Here is a 14126-nt window from a genome sequence, read left to right as displayed (position 1 = left end):
CCCGGCCGGTCAGCGGCTGCCGTCCTGAGCGGCGTCCCGGTCCGCCGCCGCGACCGCGGACTCGGCGGCCGACACCTTCTTCTGCACGTCCGCGACCCCGGATCCCGTCGCGGACGAGGACGGCGTGGCCGCCGTTCCGTGATCCCGCGCGCAGCCCGCGGTGAGCCCCACCAGAAGGGCCACCGCGGGCACCGCCACGCGCAGCGCCCGCGGGCCCCGCATCAGCTCGCCGCCTTCTCGTCGCCGTGCGCCGCGCACCACGTCCTGACGCCCGCGAGGTCCTTCTGCCGCTGCTGGAGCGTGGTCACCAGCGACTTGCGGAAGTCCAGCCGGTCCTGGAGATAGGTGGCGATCTCGCTGTGACCCGCGTTCCTTGCGTTGTCCACGCGCCGCTGGAGCCGGGCGACGGAGCCGCGGAGGCTCACCGGCCCGTCGAGCCGCTTCAGTGCCCGCTCGATCCGCTGGTCGATCTTCGGCACCCGCTTGCACAGCGCCTGCGCCCCGTCGCCCGTGGGAGCGGGCGCGGGCGAACTGTCGGCCGCGGCCGCCCCGGTCCCGCTCACCAGCAGCGCCGCCGTGGCGAGCCCCACCAGCAGGGTGCGCCGCCGTCCTCGTACGTACATCTCCTCCTCCGTTCCCGGACGGCCCCGTCGTCCGTCCGACGCCACGGAGGCTAGGAGCCGTGTTTGTGGGAACTCTGTGACCGGTTTGCCCCGGCTGTCCCGATCAGCCAGTCCCGCCGGCCCGGCAGGTCCCCGCCGACCCTGGGCAGCCGCACCTCGAATCGGGCCCCGACGCCGTCCGGGCCGTCGGTGACCGTGACGCTCCCCCGGTGCAGGGCCGCCTGCTGGGCCACCAGGGTCAGGCCGAGCCCCGAGCCGGCGCTGCCCGGACCCCGCCGGAACCGCTCGAAGATCCGGCCGCGTGCCTCGGCCGGGACGCCCGGTCCTCGGTCGTCCACCGTGATCACCACCTCGGCTCCGGCGCTGCGCACCCCGACCGCCACCGTTGCCCGGCCCTCGGTGTCCCGGCCGTGCGCGAGGGCGTTGGCGAGCAGATTGTCGAGCAGCAACCGCAGTCCGGGCTCCCAGCCCTGCACGGTCGGCCCCGGCTGCGCCCGCAGGGTGACCCGGGCGGCCGGATCCCGGCGCCTGGCCTCGGCGACGGCCGCGTCCGCGGCCTCCGCCACGTCCACCGTGCGGAACGCCTCCGCATCCACCAGGTCGCCGCGGCCCAGGTCGCGCAGCATCACCAGCAGCCCGAGGAGACGGGCGTGCTCGTGGCGCAGATCGGTGACGACCTCCGTGCGGTCCGGCCCGGGCAGATCGGGGTGGTCCGCGAGGATGTCGAGGTTGGTGCCCATGCTCATCAGCGGGGTCCGCAGTTCGTGCGAGGCGGCGGCGGAGAAGGATCGCGCCGTCTCCAGGGCCTCGGCGGTGCGGGCGGCCTGTTCGTCGTAGCGGGCCAGAACCGTCCGCAGGGTGGCCGCGAGTTCGTCGACCTCGGTCACCCCGGTGGGCTCATGGCTCAGCCGGGCGGTGCTGGTGCGCGGGTCGAACCCGGCGGTGCGGCGGCCCAGGCGGCGCAGCGGGCCGGTGGCACCGGTGGCGATGCCCCAGGCGAGCAGACCGGACAGGGGCGCGGCGAGCAGCGCGGTCATGACCACGCGCCGTCGCACGAGCCGGAGTTGGACGCGGTCGGCGGTGTCGGGCTGGAAGACCCAGAGGGTGCCGGCGACAGGGGTGCCCTCGATCGGCCTGGACAGGGCCCGCCAGCTGTGCCCGGCCTGCCGCACGGTGACCGGGCCGGTGGCCCGCGCGGGCAGCGCGACCGAGGCGGTCGGCTGCGGTCCTCCGTTGAAGGTCGCGTCCGGTCCGACGACGCGCACGCCGACATCGAGCGCCGCGCTGTACAGCAGCCGTTCCCTGGTGTCGGCCGCCCGTGGCCGGCCGGCGGCGGTGGCCCGCAGCAGGGCGCGGGCGTCCGGGAGCACGGCCGCGGCCCGCCTGCGCAGATGGTTGTCCTCCTCGCGGTGCAGGTCCCGGGCGACCAGGTTCAGCAGCAGCCAGCCGGAGGCGAGAACCAGGAGCGGGACGGTCAGTCCCACGGCGAGTCCGATGCGCGTGGACAGTCTCATGGCGACTCTGCTCCCGGTCGCGGTGCCGTTCCCCTCATGGCTCCTCCCGCAGCACGAAGCCGACCCCGCGGACGGTGTGCACGAGGCGCCCGCCGCCGTCCGCCTCCAGCTTGCGCCGCAGATAGCTGACGAAGGTGTCGACGGCGTCGGTGCGTACGTCGAAGTCGTATCCCCACACCCGTTCCAGGAGCTGGTCGCGGCTGAGGACGAGGCCCGCGTTGCGGGCGAGCACCTCCAGGAGTGCGAACTCGCGCCGGGTCAGGTCCAGGCGGCGGCCGTCCCGGTGGGCGGTACGGGCCGCCGGGTCGATCACCAGGTCCGCCACCCGCAGCATCTCCCGGTCCTCGGGCGGCCGTCGGCGCAGCAGGGCGCGCAGCCGCAGGACCAGCTCCTGCAGGGCGAACGGTTTGACGAGGTAGTCGTCACCGCCCGCCTGGAGCCCGGCGATGCGGTCGGCCGTCTCGTCCAGCGCGGAGAGCATGAGGACGGGCAGGTCCTGGCCGTCGTCGCGGAGCCGGGCGCACACCTCGATGCCGCTCATGCCGGGCATCGACACATCGAGGACGAGCACGTCCGGCGGCGCGTCCAGGATCGCCGCGAGTGCCTCGGCGCCGCTGTCGGCCGTGCGGACGCGAAAGCCGCTCAGCCGAAGTCCGCGCTCCAGCGAGCGGCGGATGGCCGCGTCGTCGTCCACCACCAGTACCGCGCCGGGGCGTGTGCCCTCACTCCGTGCCGCGCCGGGGCGTATGCCCTCGCTCATCCGCTCTCCCAGGACCGTTTCACCGCCGGGTCAGCGTACGGCCCTCCTCGGGGCGGGCGGCAGCGGCGGACGGCGCCTTCTTGGGCCACAGCAGGTACGACAGGGCGATCAGCCCGTGGATCACCAGGACGCGCAGGGCGGTGTACTGCGCGTCGCGCAGTGCCGCGGGCGCACCGACGTACCAGATCGCGCCCTGGAGCAGTGCCGAGGCCACGGCCGTGGCCAGCAGCGTGCGCAGCCACAGGCGGCCCTCGTGCCGGGCGCGGGCCAGGCCGTGGCGGGGCGGCCTGGCCGGGGGCGGTCCGCCCGCCAGGCGGTGGGCCGCGTGCCCGTCGAGCCACCGGATGGTGGCGTGGCCGTACGCGACGGTGAAGCCGATGTACAGGGCGGCCAGCCCGTGCTCCCAGCTCGGCTTCGCCCCGTGCTTCAGGTCGATGGCCGTCACGACGAACAGGACCACCTCCAGCAGCGGCTCGGCCAACAGCAGCGCCACGCCGGTGCGGCGCATCCTCAGCAGATAGCGGACGGCCAGGCCCGCGGCCAGCAGCACCCAGAAGCCGACCTCACAGGCGATGATCAACCCGACGACCACGATTCGCTCCTCTCCTTCCCTCTCGTCCCCCCCTTCCTCCAGGCTCGCGGCCGGGCAGGCCCCTCTCGTCGTCGGCGGTGACGAAGTCGCACTGCAACCTTCGATGTAGCGGGAACCGTCCTACGGCATCAGGTGGCGGGGCGGCGCACCGTGTTGGATGGGGTCATGGCCGTACGACTCCCCCACCCGCACCGCGACGACGTGCGCATCGCGGTCGGCGGGCTGCTGGGCGGGCTCCTGCTGTGGGCCATCGGCCTCACCACCCGCCCCGCCGACGAACCGCAGGTCCTCTGGGCGGCGCACTGGGCGGTGCTGGTTCCCCTGGTCGTGACGGCCGGCTGCGAGCTGCTGCGCCGCACCCGGCCGAAGGCCGCCCTGGGGATCGGCACGGCCGCGGTGATCGCCGACACGGTGACCCGGGGCAACGTGGTCACCGTCGTGATGTTCACGGACCTCATGTACGCGGCCGTCCTGTACGGCACCCCCGCCTCCGCCCGGCGTCTGCCCTGGGTCACCGGGCTGCTCACCGTGCTCGGCACGGTCACGCCCCTCGCTCTCTGGGGCGACCCCAACGGCATGCTGATCGGCGTCGCGTTCGGCGTGGTGGCGCTCGCGCCCGCCGCCACCGGCTGGGTCGTCCGCAACCACCGTGACGCGGCCGAGGCCGCACGGCTGCGCGCCGAACAGACCACCCTGCTCGCCGAGATGGACCGCGCCCAGGCCGTCACCGCCGAACGGGCCCGCATGGCACGGGAGTTGCACGACATGGTCGCCAACCATCTGTCCGCGATCGCCATCCACTCCACCGCCGCGCTCTCCCTCGACGACCACAAGACGTCCCGGGAGGCCCTCGCCGTCATCCGGGAGAACAGCGTGGCGGGGCTCGCCGAGATGCGGCGGCTGATCGGGATCCTCCGCGACGGCACCACCCGGGAGGAGCCGGCCGCCACTCCCACCCTCGACGGGCTCAACGCCCTGGTGGAGCAGGCCCGCACCAACGGGCTCGACGTCACGCTCGACGCGGAGTACGCGGGCGTGCCCGCGCCGGTGGAGCTTGCCGCCTACCGGATCGTGCAGGAGTCCCTGACGAACGCCCTCAAGCACGCCGGCCCCGGCCGGGTCACGGTGGCGCTGGGGCACCGGGACGGGGTCCTCGACGTGCGGGTGACCAGCCCGTACGGCGACCGGGAGGGGCCCCGGGCGCCCGGCTCCGGCGCGGGTCTCGTCGGGATGCGGGAGCGGACCGCCCTGCTCGGGGGCACGTTCGGCGCCGGTCCCGAAGGCGCGCTGTGGACCGTGCGCGCCGCCCTTCCCGTCCCCGATGTCCCGCAAGGAGAGACCTGATGATCCGCGTGCTCGTCGCCGAGGACCAGTCCGCCGTACGTGCGGGGCTGGTCCTGATCCTGCGCAGTGCGCCCGACATCGAGGTGGTCGGGGAGGCCGCGGACGGCGAGCGGGCGGTGGCGCTCGCCCGGGAGCTACGGCCGGACCTGGTCCTGATGGATGTGCAGATGCCGCGCCTGGACGGGGTGTCGGCGACCCGGCAGGTCGTCGCCGAGCGGCTCGCCGATGTGCTGGTGCTGACCACGTTCGACCTCGACGAGTATGTGTTCGGGGCACTGCGGGCGGGAGCCTCCGGGTTCCTGCTGAAGAACACCGACGCGAAGGACCTGATCGCCGCGGTGCGGACGGTGGCACGCGGCGAGGGGATGATCGCCCCGGCCGTGACCCGGCGGCTGATCGCGGAGTTCGCCGCCCGGCCCGTACGGGAGCCGTCCGTCGATCCGTCCGTCCTTCAGGCGCTCACCCGCCGCGAGCGCGAGGTGCTGTCCTGCCTCGGCGAGGGGCTGTCCAACGCGGAGATCGCCGCCCGCCTGGACATGGCGGAGGCCACCGTGAAGACCCACGTCAGCCGCCTGCTGGGCAAGCTGGCGTTGCGCAGCCGGGTCCAAGCGGCCGTGCTGGCACAGGAGTTGGGGATCTAGCACACCAACCGGAGCACTGGTCCAGACCTATTGACCTATGGTCCAGACCTTTCTATTCTCGCGGCACTGTGGGCGTGAAGGCTCAGTCATGCCCCACACCGTCGCGCCCCGGAGGCGCACATCGAACACAGAGGAGGCGCGGATGCGCTTCAGACACAGAGCCGCGGCAGGGTTCGCGACCCTGTTGCTCCCCCTCGCCGGGCTGGTCGGCCTCGCGGGCCCCGCCCACGCGGCCGCATCGGCCACCGCCACGTACGCCAAGACCCAGGACTGGGGCACCGGCTTCGAAGGCAAGTGGACCGTCACCAACTCCGGCACCGCCGCCATCAGTTCCTGGACGATCGAGTGGGACTTCCCCTCCGGAACGTCCGTCACCTCCGCCTGGGACGCGGACGTGACGAACTCCGGCACCCACTGGACGGCCAAGAACAAGTCCTACAACGGCAGCCTCGCCCCCGGCGCCTCGGTCTCCTTCGGATTCAACGGATCCGGCTCCGGCGCGCCCTCCAACTGCAAGCTGAACGGCGGAAGTTGCGACGGTGGCACCACGGTCCCCGGCGACAACCCGCCCTCCGCTCCGGGCGCCCCCACTGCGTCCGGCATCACGGACACCTCGGTGAAGCTGTCCTGGACGGCGGCCACCGACGACAAGGGCGTCAAGAACTACGACGTCCTGCGCGACGGCGCCAAGGTCGCCACCGTGACGACGACCTCGTACACGGACACCGCTCTGAGCGCCGGCACCGACTACTCGTACACCGTGCAGGCCCGTGACACCGCCGACCAGACCGGTCCGGTCAGCGGCGCGGTGACCGTGCACACCACGGGCGGTTCCACCAACCCGCCCCCGACCTCCGGCTCCGCCGTCAAGCTCGGCTACTTCACCGAGTGGGGCATCTACGGCCGCAACTACAACGTCAAGAACCTGGTGACGTCCGGCTCCGCGTCGAAGATCACCCACATCAACTACGCCTTCGGCAACGTCACCGGGGGCAAGTGCGCGATCGGCGACTCGTACGCCGACTACGACAAGGCGTTCACCGCCGACCAGTCCGTCAGCGGCGTCGCCGACACCTGGGACCAGCCGCTGCGCGGCAACTTCAACCAGCTGCGTGAGCTGAAGGCGAAGTACCCGAATCTCAAGGTGCTGTGGTCCTTCGGCGGCTGGACCTGGTCCGGCGGCTTCGCGGACGCGGCAAAGAACCCCGCGGCCTTCGCCCAGTCCTGCTACGACCTGGTGAAGGACTCCCGCTGGGCCGATGTCTTCGACGGCATCGACATCGACTGGGAGTACCCGAACGCCTGCGGTCTGTCCTGTGACACCAGCGGGGCGGCGGCCTTCAAGAACGTGATGGCCGCGCTGCGCGCCAAGTTCGGCTCCGGCGCCCTGGTCACCGCGGCCGTCACCGCCGACGGCTCCTCGGGCGGCAAGATCGAGGCAGCCGACTACGCGGGCGCCGCGCAGTACGTCAACTGGTACAACGTGATGACGTACGACTTCTTCGGCGCCTGGGACGCGCAGGGCCCCACCGCTCCGCACTCCCCGCTCACCTCGTACAGCGGCATCCCCAAGGCCGGCTTCACCACGGCCGACGCGATCGCCAAGTACAAGGCGATCGGCGTTCCCGCGAGCAAGCTGCTGGTCGGCATCGGCTTCTACGGCCGCGGCTGGACCGGCGTCACCCAGGACGCCCCGGGCGGCACGGCCACGGGCCCGGCGGCCGGCACGTACGAGCAGGGCATCGAGGACTACAAGGTGCTCAAGACGTCCTGCCCCGCCACCGCAACCGTCGCGGGCACGGCGTACGCCCACTGCGGCAGCAACTGGTGGTCGTACGACACCCCGGCCACCATCGGTACGAAGATGGCCTGGGCGAAGACCCAGGGTCTTGGCGGCGCGTTCTTCTGGGAGTTCAGCGGTGACACCGGCAATGGAGAGCTGGTGAGCGCCCTCAGCAACGGGCTGTCGTAAGCCCGTCCGAAGGATTGCGTCGACGTTGACGCTCCCCCGGACTCAGGTCCCCCAACGAGTGAATGTGGCTATGCCACATTCACTCGTTGTCCTGGTGGGGCTGCCTCCAGCCACGCGAGGAATCCGGTCAGCGCGTCCTCGCTCATCGCGAGTTCCAGGCGCGTGCCCCGGTGCAGACACGTCAGGATCACCGCGTCGGAGAGCAGCGCCAGCTCCTCCTCGCCGTCGGGAAGGCGGCGGCCGGCCACCTCGATCGCCGAGCGCTCCAGGACGCGGCGCGGGCGCGGGGCGTAGGAGAAGACGCGGAACCACTCGATGCGGTCGCCGTTGTAGCGGGCGATTCCGTAGCCCCAGCCCTTGCCGCTGGTGTCGGGTTCCGCCGGGACGTTCCACCGCAGGCTGCAGTCGAAGGTGCCGCCCGAGCGCTGGATCAGCCGCCGCCTGAGGCCGAAGACGAACAGTCCCACCACTACGAGTGCCACGACCACTCCGCACGCGGTCAGAGCGAGGACCACCGACACCGACCTCCTCGTCTCCTAGGTAACGGAACGGAAAAAACACCCGCATTCGCCTCAGCCGCGGCTGGATCCGGATTGCTCCGGCCCAGCCGCGGCTGAGTCACGTCATCACATCGTGCGTCGGGATCAGTTCCCCGACACCGCACGCAGTCGGACCTCCGCGCGACGCTCGGCGGAGGCGTCGGCCTCCGTCTTCGCGCGCTCAAGGGCCCGCTCCGCGCGCTGGACATCGATCTCGTCCGACAGCTCGGCGATCTCGGCCAGCAGCGACAGCTTGTCGTCCGCGAACGAGATGAAACCGCCGTGCACCGCGGCGACGACCGTTCCACCATCACTCGTACGGATGGTCACCGGGCCCGACTCCAGCACACCGAGCAGCGGCTGGTGACCGGGCATGACGCCGATGTCGCCGGACGTGGTGCGCGCGACGACCAGGGTGGCCTCGCCGGACCAGACCTGGCGGTCGGCGGCGACCAGCTCGACGTGCAGCTCAGCAGCCAAGGGTGGCTCCTCGGGTCACCACCCGGCGGGCGCCGGGTGTTGGTCTGAATTCTAGTAGGCGTGAGGAGAGGGGCGGACCGCACCCCGCGGGAGCGAGCCCGCGGGATGCTTCTCCACCCCTCTCACCAAGAGGCAGTACCTGTCATGGGCCCCGGGTGGGACCCGCCGCAGGCGGCCGTCAGGAGACGCCCAGCTCCTTCGCGTTCTTCTTCAGGTCCTCGATACCACCGCACATGAAGAACGCCTGCTCCGGGAAGTGGTCGTACTCGCCGTCGATGATCGCGTTGAAGGCCGCGATCGACTCCTCCAGCGGGACGTCCGACCCGTCGACACCGGTGAACTGCTTGGCGACGTGGGTGTTCTGGGACAGGAAGCGCTCCACACGGCGGGCCCGGTGGACGACGAGCTTGTCCTCCTCGCCGAGCTCGTCGATGCCGAGGATCGCGATGATGTCCTGGAGGTCCTTGTACTTCTGCAGGATCGTCTTGACGCGCATGGCGGCGTCGTAGTGGTCCTGCGCGATGTAACGCGGGTCCAGGATGCGGGACGTGGAGTCCAGCGGGTCCACGGCCGGGTAGATGCCCTTCTCGGAGATCGGACGGGAGAGCACCGTCGTCGCGTCGAGGTGGGCGAACGTGGTGGCCGGGGCCGGGTCGGTCAGGTCGTCGGCGGGGACGTAGATCGCCTGCATCGAGGTGATCGAGTGACCGCGGGTCGAGGTGATGCGCTCCTGGAGGAGACCCATCTCGTCGGCCAGGTTCGGCTGGTAACCCACCGCGGACGGCATACGGCCGAGCAGGGTGGAGACTTCGGAACCGGCCTGGGTGAAGCGGAAGATGTTGTCGATGAAGAACAGCACGTCCTGCTTCTGGACGTCACGGAAGTACTCGGCCATGGTGAGGCCGGCCAGCGCGACGCGCAGACGGGTGCCCGGGGGCTCGTCCATCTGACCGAAGACCAGGGCGGTCTTGTCGATGACGCCCGAGTCGCTCATCTCCTCGATGAGGTCGTTGCCCTCACGGGTGCGCTCACCGACACCGGCGAACACGGAGACACCGTCGTGGTTGTTGGCGACGCGGTAGATCATCTCCTGGATGAGCACCGTCTTGCCGACGCCGGCGCCGCCGAACAGACCGATCTTGCCACCCTTGACGTACGGGGTGAGCAGGTCGATGACCTTGACGCCGGTCTCGAACATCTCGGTCTTCGACTCGAGCTCGTCGAAGTTCGGGGCCTTGCGGTGGATCGGCCAGCGCTCGCCGTCGTACTTCTCGTCGACGTTCAGGACCTCACCGAGGGTGTTGAACACCTTGCCCTTGGTGAAGTCGCCGACCGGGACGGAGATCGGCGCGCCGGTGTCGGTCACCGCGGCCTGGCGGACCAGACCGTCGGTGGGCTGCATGGAGATCGTGCGGACCACGCCGTCACCCAGGTGCTGGGCGACCTCCAGGGTCAGCGTCTTCTTCTGGCCCTCGTTCGCCGGGTCCGAGACCTCGACGTGCAGGGCGTTGTAGATGTCCGGCATCGCGTCGACGGGGAACTCCACGTCGACGACCGGGCCGATGACCCGGGCGACGCGGCCCGTGGCAACGGCCGTATCAACAGTGGTCGTCATTACTTGTCACTCCCCGCGGTCGCGTCGGCCAGGGCGCTGGCGCCACCGACGATCTCGCTGATTTCCTGGGTGATTTCGGCCTGGCGGGCCGCGTTGGCAAGACGGGAGAGCGTGTTGATCAGCTCGCCCGCGTTGTCGGTCGCCGACTTCATCGCGCGGCGCGTGGCGGCGTGCTTGGAGGCAGCCGACTGCAGCAGCGCGTTGTAGATACGGCTCTCGACGTAGCGCGGCAGCAGGGCGTCGAGGACGTCCTCCGCCGACGGCTCGAACTCGTACAGCGGCAGGATCTCGCCCTTGGCGGGCGCCTCCTCCGCCACTTCCTCGAGGCTGAGCGGCAGCAGACGGGAGTCGATCGCCGTCTGCGTCATCATCGAGACGAACTCGGTGTAGACGATGTGGAGTTCGTCCACACCGCCGGCCGCCGTCTCCGTCTCGATGGCCTCGATGAGCGGAGCCGCGACCTTCTTGGCGTCCGCGTAGCTGGGCTCGTCCGTGAAGCCGGTCCACGACTCCGTGATCTTGCGCTCACGGAAGTTGTAGTGGGCCACACCGCGACGGCCGACGATGTACGTGTCGACCTGCCTGCCCTCGCGCTCCAGCCGGTCGGTCAGCTGCTCCGCCGCCTTGATCGCGTTGGAGTTGAAGGCGCCGGCCAGACCGCGGTCGCTCGTCAGGAGCAGCACCGCGGACCGGGTCACCGTCTCGGCCTGGGTGGTCAGCGGGTGCTTGGTGTTCGAGCCGGTGCCGACCGCCGTGACCGCGCGTGTGAGCTCGGTCGCGTACGGTGTGGAGGCCGCCACCTTGCGCTGCGCCTTGACGACGCGCGAGGCGGCGATCATCTCCATCGCCTTCGTGATCTTCTTGGTCGCGCTGACGGATCGGATGCGACGCTTGTAGACCCGGAGCTGGGCTCCCATGAGTCAGGTCCCTTCCTTACGTCACTTGGCGGCTGCGGCCGGGGTGTCCTCGCCGAGCAGCTTGCCGTCCGAGGTCTCGAACTGCCTCTTGAACTCCGCGACGGCCTCGTCGATCGCCTGGATGGTCTCGTCCGCCATCTTGGCACCCTCCTTGATGGAGGTCATGAGGCCCTGGTACTTGCGGTGCAGGAAGTCCAGGAGCTCCTTCTCGAAGCGGCGGATGTCGGCGACCGGCACGTCGTCCATACGGCCGTTGGTGCCGGCCCAGATGGAGACGACCTGGTCCTCGGTGGCCATCGGCTCGTACTGGTTCTGCTTGAGCAGCTCGACCATGCGCTGACCGCGCTCCAGCTGGGCCTTCGACGCGGCGTCCAGGTCGGAACCGAAGGCGGCGAACGCCTCCAGCTCACGGAACTGGGCGAGGTCGACGCGCAGACGTCCGGAGACCTGGCGCATGGCCTTGTGCTGGGCGGAGCCACCGACGCGGGAGACCGAGATACCGACGTTCAGGGCCGGACGCTGACCGGCGTTGAACAGGTCGGACTCCAGGAAGCACTGGCCGTCGGTGATGGAGATGACGTTGGTCGGGATGAACGCCGAGACGTCGTTGGCCTTGGTCTCGACGATCGGCAGACCGGTCATCGAACCGGCACCCATGTCGTCGGAGAGCTTGGCGCAGCGCTCCAGGAGACGGGAGTGCAGGTAGAAGACGTCACCCGGGTAGGCCTCACGGCCCGGCGGACGGCGCAGCAGCAGGGACACGGCGCGGTAGGCGTCGGCCTGCTTCGAGAGGTCGTCGAAGATGATCAGGACGTGCTTGCCCTGGTACATCCAGTGCTGGCCGATCGCCGAACCGGTGTACGGCGCCAGGTACTTGAAGCCGGCCGGGTCGGACGCCGGGGCGGCGACGATGGTCGTGTACTCCAGCGCGCCGTTCTCCTCCAGCGCGCGGCGGACCGACGCGATGGTGGAGCCCTTCTGGCCGACGGCGACGTAGATGCAGCGGACCTGCTTCTTCGGGTCGCCCGTGCGCCAGTTGTCGCGCTGGTTGATGATCGTGTCGACGGCCAGGGCGGTCTTGCCGGTCTGGCGGTCACCGATGATCAGCTGACGCTGACCACGGCCGATCGGGGTCATCGCGTCGACGGCCTTGTAGCCCGTCTCCATCGGCTCGTGCACCGACTTGCGCTGCATGACCGTGGGGGCCTGCAGCTCAAGGGCGCGGCGGCCCTCGGTCTGGATCTCGCCGAGGCCGTCGATGGGGTTGCCGAGCGGGTCGACGACGCGGCCGAGGTAGCCCTCGCCGACTGCCACGGAGAGCACCTCACCGGTGCGGTGCACCGGCTGCCCCTCCTCGATGCCGCTGAACTCACCGAGGACGATGGCACCGATCTCACGCTCCTCAAGGTTGAGGGCGAGGCCGAGGGTGCCGTCCTCGAACTTCAGCAGTTCGTTGGCCATGGCCGAGGGCAGACCCTCGACCTTCGCGATGCCGTCGCCGGCAAGGGTGACCGTACCGACCTCCTCGCGCGAGGCCGCGTCCGGCTTGTACGACTGGACGAAGTTCTCCAGCGCGTCCCGGATCTCCTCCGGCCGGATCGTGAGCTCCGCCATCTGGGTTCCCTGCTCTCCTTGTTGGGCCCGAAGTTTCTGTGGGGGTCTGGGGGCGACCCCCAGGAATCCTCTGCACGGCCCAACTCGGGCCGTAGTACTGCGTATGGAGTTGCTGCTAGCTCGCCAAGCGGCGGCGGGCGTCCTCAAGACGGTCCGCGATCGAACCGTTGATGATCTCGTCGCCCACCTGCACCCGGACCCCGGCGAGGATCTCGGGATCCACGTCCAGGTTGAGGTGCATCTTGCGGCCGTAAAGCTTGGCCAGCGCGTCGCCGAGGCGTCGCTTCTGTGTGTCGCTCAGCGGGACCGCCGAGGTGACGACGGCGACCAAGCGGTTGCGGCGCGCGGCCGCGAGCTTGGACAGGGACTCGAGTCCCGCTTCCAGGCTACGTCCCCGCGGCGCGACCACAAGGCGCGTCACCAGACGCTCGGTCGTCACGTTGGCGCGACCGCCGAGCAGCCGGTGCAGCAGCTCGATCTTGGCCGCGGGGCTCGCGGCGCGGTCGGTGAGCGCGGCGCGCAGCTCGGTGCTGGAGGAGACGATCCGGCTGAACCGGAACAGCTCGTCCTCGACGTCGTCCAGCGCGTCCGCCTTCTCGGCGGCGATGAGGTCGGCGTCGTTCGCCAGCTCCTCCAGCGCGTCCACCAGGTCGCGGGGCTGCGACCAGCGCGAACGCACCATGCCGGCCACCAGGTCGACGGTCACCCCGCTGACCTGGCCGCCGAGCAGGCGCTCGACCAGCCCGGCCTTGGCCTCGCCGGGCTGCGCCGGGTCGGTGAGGACCCGACGCAGCGACGGCTCGCGGTGGAGCAGCGCGGTGACGGCGGCCAGCTCGTCGGCGAGCTGCGCCGCGTCGACGGACGTGGAGTCCGCCAGCGCGTCGAGACGCTCACGTGCGGCTGCCAGGGCCTCGCGGCTCGCTCCGTTCATCGCGCGGCCTCGGCCTTCTCCTCGAGCTCGTCAAGGAAGCGGTCGATGACGCGGCTCTGGCGGGTGTGGTCCTGGAGGGCCTCACCGATGAGCTTGCCGGCCAGCTCGGTGGCGAGCCTGCCGATCTCCTGCCGCAGCGCCTGCGCGGCGGCCTTGCGGTCGGCCTCGATCTGCGCGTGGCCGGCGGCGACGATCTCCTCACGCTGCCGCTGGCCTTCCGCGCGCATCTCGGCGATGAGGGCGGCACCCTGCTCCTGCGCCTCCTGGCGCAGACGCGCGGCCTCGTGCCGGGCCTCGGCGAGCTGAGCCTTGTACTGCTCAAGGACGCTCTGGGCCTCGACCTTCATGGCCTCGGCCTCTTCGATACCGCCTTCGATCGCCGCGCGGCGCTCCTCGAGAACCTTGTTGATGTTCGGAAGAGCCTTCTTCCAGAAGAAGAAGAACACGACGGCGAAGGCGATGGTGCCGACGAGCAGCTCAGGGCCGGCCGGGACGAGCGGGTTCTGCTGCTCCTCGGCGACCATCTGTGCCAGGTTGGCGATCACATCAGTGCCTTTCGTCGATGCGTTCGGTGAAGGGGTCGA

15 protein-coding genes are annotated in these 14126 nt (G+C 70.7%); 3 read left to right on the top strand and 12 right to left on the bottom strand.

Features of this window, described 5'->3' with window-relative positions:
* Positions 1 to 9 precede the first annotated feature (9 nt).
* The 5 genes from ASC56_RS30565 to ASC56_RS30545 are packed head-to-tail and all read right to left on the bottom strand — an operon-like array spanning position 10 to position 3489.
* A complete protein-coding gene (locus ASC56_RS30565) occupies positions 10 to 222 on the bottom strand; it encodes a hypothetical protein (RefSeq protein ID WP_055494832.1) in 213 nt (70 codons plus the stop codon).
* The gene (locus ASC56_RS30560) at positions 222 to 623 is read right to left on the bottom strand and encodes a hypothetical protein (protein ID WP_055494831.1); all 402 of its coding nucleotides are present in this window, start codon (positions 621 to 623) and stop codon (positions 222 to 224) included. Before ASC56_RS30560 ends, ASC56_RS30565 begins: the two co-directional genes overlap by 1 nt.
* Before the next feature lie 50 nt (positions 624 to 673).
* Complete coding sequence (locus ASC56_RS30555) at positions 674 to 2137, bottom strand: sensor histidine kinase KdpD (protein ID WP_055494830.1); 1464 nt, start codon at positions 2135 to 2137, stop codon at positions 674 to 676.
* A 34-nt stretch (positions 2138 to 2171) separates the two neighbouring features.
* The gene (locus tag ASC56_RS30550) at positions 2172 to 2897 is read right to left on the bottom strand and encodes a response regulator transcription factor (protein WP_055494829.1); all 726 of its coding nucleotides are present in this window, start codon (positions 2895 to 2897) and stop codon (positions 2172 to 2174) included.
* A 19-nt stretch (positions 2898 to 2916) separates the two neighbouring features.
* Positions 2917 to 3489: a hypothetical protein gene (locus ASC56_RS30545; RefSeq protein WP_055494828.1), complete on the bottom strand. Its 573-nt coding sequence runs from the start codon at positions 3487 to 3489 to the stop codon at positions 2917 to 2919.
* Positions 3490 to 3654: 165 nt separating this feature from the next.
* On the opposite strand from ASC56_RS30545, the gene ASC56_RS30540 reads away from it, so the two are divergent.
* The 3 genes from ASC56_RS30540 (at position 3655) to ASC56_RS30530 (ending at position 7446) form a co-directional block, all read left to right on the top strand.
* Positions 3655 to 4833 carry a sensor histidine kinase gene (locus ASC56_RS30540; RefSeq protein WP_055494827.1) on the top strand — a complete coding sequence of 393 codons (1179 nt, stop codon included), beginning with the start codon at positions 3655 to 3657 and terminating at the stop codon, positions 4831 to 4833.
* Positions 4833 to 5474 (top strand): response regulator transcription factor, encoded by a 642-nt coding sequence (locus ASC56_RS30535; RefSeq protein ID WP_055494826.1) that lies wholly within the window; start codon positions 4833 to 4835, stop codon positions 5472 to 5474. Before ASC56_RS30540 ends, ASC56_RS30535 begins: the two co-directional genes overlap by 1 nt.
* Before the next feature lie 142 nt (positions 5475 to 5616).
* The gene (locus ASC56_RS30530) at positions 5617 to 7446 is read left to right on the top strand and encodes a glycoside hydrolase family 18 chitinase (RefSeq protein ID WP_055494825.1); all 1830 of its coding nucleotides are present in this window, start codon (positions 5617 to 5619) and stop codon (positions 7444 to 7446) included.
* Between the two features lie 68 nt (positions 7447 to 7514).
* Here ASC56_RS30530 and ASC56_RS30525 read toward each other — a convergent pair whose 3' ends face one another.
* The 7 genes from ASC56_RS30525 to ASC56_RS30495 form a co-directional block, all read right to left on the bottom strand.
* Positions 7515 to 7961 (bottom strand): DUF2550 domain-containing protein, encoded by a 447-nt coding sequence (locus ASC56_RS30525; protein ID WP_055494893.1) that lies wholly within the window; start codon positions 7959 to 7961, stop codon positions 7515 to 7517.
* 129 nt (positions 7962 to 8090) lie between these two features.
* Positions 8091 to 8465: a F0F1 ATP synthase subunit epsilon gene (locus ASC56_RS30520; protein ID WP_055494824.1), complete on the bottom strand. Its 375-nt coding sequence runs from the start codon at positions 8463 to 8465 to the stop codon at positions 8091 to 8093.
* 178 nt (positions 8466 to 8643) lie between these two features.
* Complete coding sequence (atpD, locus tag ASC56_RS30515) at positions 8644 to 10080, bottom strand: F0F1 ATP synthase subunit beta (protein WP_055494823.1); 1437 nt, start codon at positions 10078 to 10080, stop codon at positions 8644 to 8646.
* Positions 10080 to 10997 carry a F0F1 ATP synthase subunit gamma gene (locus ASC56_RS30510; RefSeq protein WP_055494822.1) on the bottom strand — a complete coding sequence of 306 codons (918 nt, stop codon included), beginning with the start codon at positions 10995 to 10997 and terminating at the stop codon, positions 10080 to 10082. Before ASC56_RS30510 ends, atpD begins: the two co-directional genes overlap by 1 nt.
* 21 nt (positions 10998 to 11018) lie before the next feature.
* On the bottom strand, positions 11019 to 12611 hold the full coding sequence (atpA, locus tag ASC56_RS30505) for a F0F1 ATP synthase subunit alpha (protein ID WP_055494821.1): 1593 nt from the start codon (positions 12609 to 12611) through the stop codon (positions 11019 to 11021).
* Positions 12612 to 12726: 115 nt separating this feature from the next.
* Positions 12727 to 13542: a F0F1 ATP synthase subunit delta gene (locus tag ASC56_RS30500; RefSeq protein ID WP_055494820.1), complete on the bottom strand. Its 816-nt coding sequence runs from the start codon at positions 13540 to 13542 to the stop codon at positions 12727 to 12729.
* A complete protein-coding gene (locus ASC56_RS30495; protein ID WP_055494819.1) occupies positions 13539 to 14087 on the bottom strand; it encodes a F0F1 ATP synthase subunit B in 549 nt (182 codons plus the stop codon). The genes ASC56_RS30500 and ASC56_RS30495 overlap by 4 nt, the downstream gene beginning before the upstream one ends.
* Positions 14088 to 14126: the final 39 nt, after the last annotated feature.

Source organism: Streptomyces sp. TP-A0356 (assembly GCF_001417775.1).
Taxonomy (GTDB): domain Bacteria; phylum Actinomycetota; class Actinomycetes; order Streptomycetales; family Streptomycetaceae; genus Streptomyces.
The sequence above is the reverse complement of the archived record's forward strand: the minus strand, read 5'-3'. Positions and strand labels throughout refer to the sequence as shown.

Bases quoted from the DNA above. Each gene is read 5' to 3' on its own strand.
- ASC56_RS30500 (WP_055494820.1), bottom strand. From the start codon at position 13,542: ATGAACGGAGCGAGCCGCGAGGCCCTGGCAGCCGCACGTGAGCGTCTC.
- ASC56_RS30560 (WP_055494831.1), bottom strand. From the start codon at position 623: ATGTACGTACGAGGACGGCGGCGCACCCTGCTGGTGGGGCTCGCCACG.
- ASC56_RS30555 (WP_055494830.1), bottom strand. From the start codon at position 2,137: ATGAGACTGTCCACGCGCATCGGACTCGCCGTGGGACTGACCGTCCCG.
- ASC56_RS30535 (WP_055494826.1), top strand. From the start codon at position 4,833: ATGATCCGCGTGCTCGTCGCCGAGGACCAGTCCGCCGTACGTGCGGGG.
- ASC56_RS30540 (WP_055494827.1), top strand. From the start codon at position 3,655: ATGGCCGTACGACTCCCCCACCCGCACCGCGACGACGTGCGCATCGCG.
- ASC56_RS30510 (WP_055494822.1), bottom strand. From the start codon at position 10,997: ATGGGAGCCCAGCTCCGGGTCTACAAGCGTCGCATCCGATCCGTCAGC.
- ASC56_RS30530 (WP_055494825.1), top strand. From the start codon at position 5,617: ATGCGCTTCAGACACAGAGCCGCGGCAGGGTTCGCGACCCTGTTGCTC.
- ASC56_RS30565 (WP_055494832.1), bottom strand. From the start codon at position 222: ATGCGGGGCCCGCGGGCGCTGCGCGTGGCGGTGCCCGCGGTGGCCCTT.
- atpD (WP_055494823.1), bottom strand. From the start codon at position 10,080: ATGACGACCACTGTTGATACGGCCGTTGCCACGGGCCGCGTCGCCCGG.
- atpA (WP_055494821.1), bottom strand. From the start codon at position 12,611: ATGGCGGAGCTCACGATCCGGCCGGAGGAGATCCGGGACGCGCTGGAG.
- ASC56_RS30550 (WP_055494829.1), bottom strand. From the start codon at position 2,897: ATGAGCGAGGGCATACGCCCCGGCGCGGCACGGAGTGAGGGCACACGC.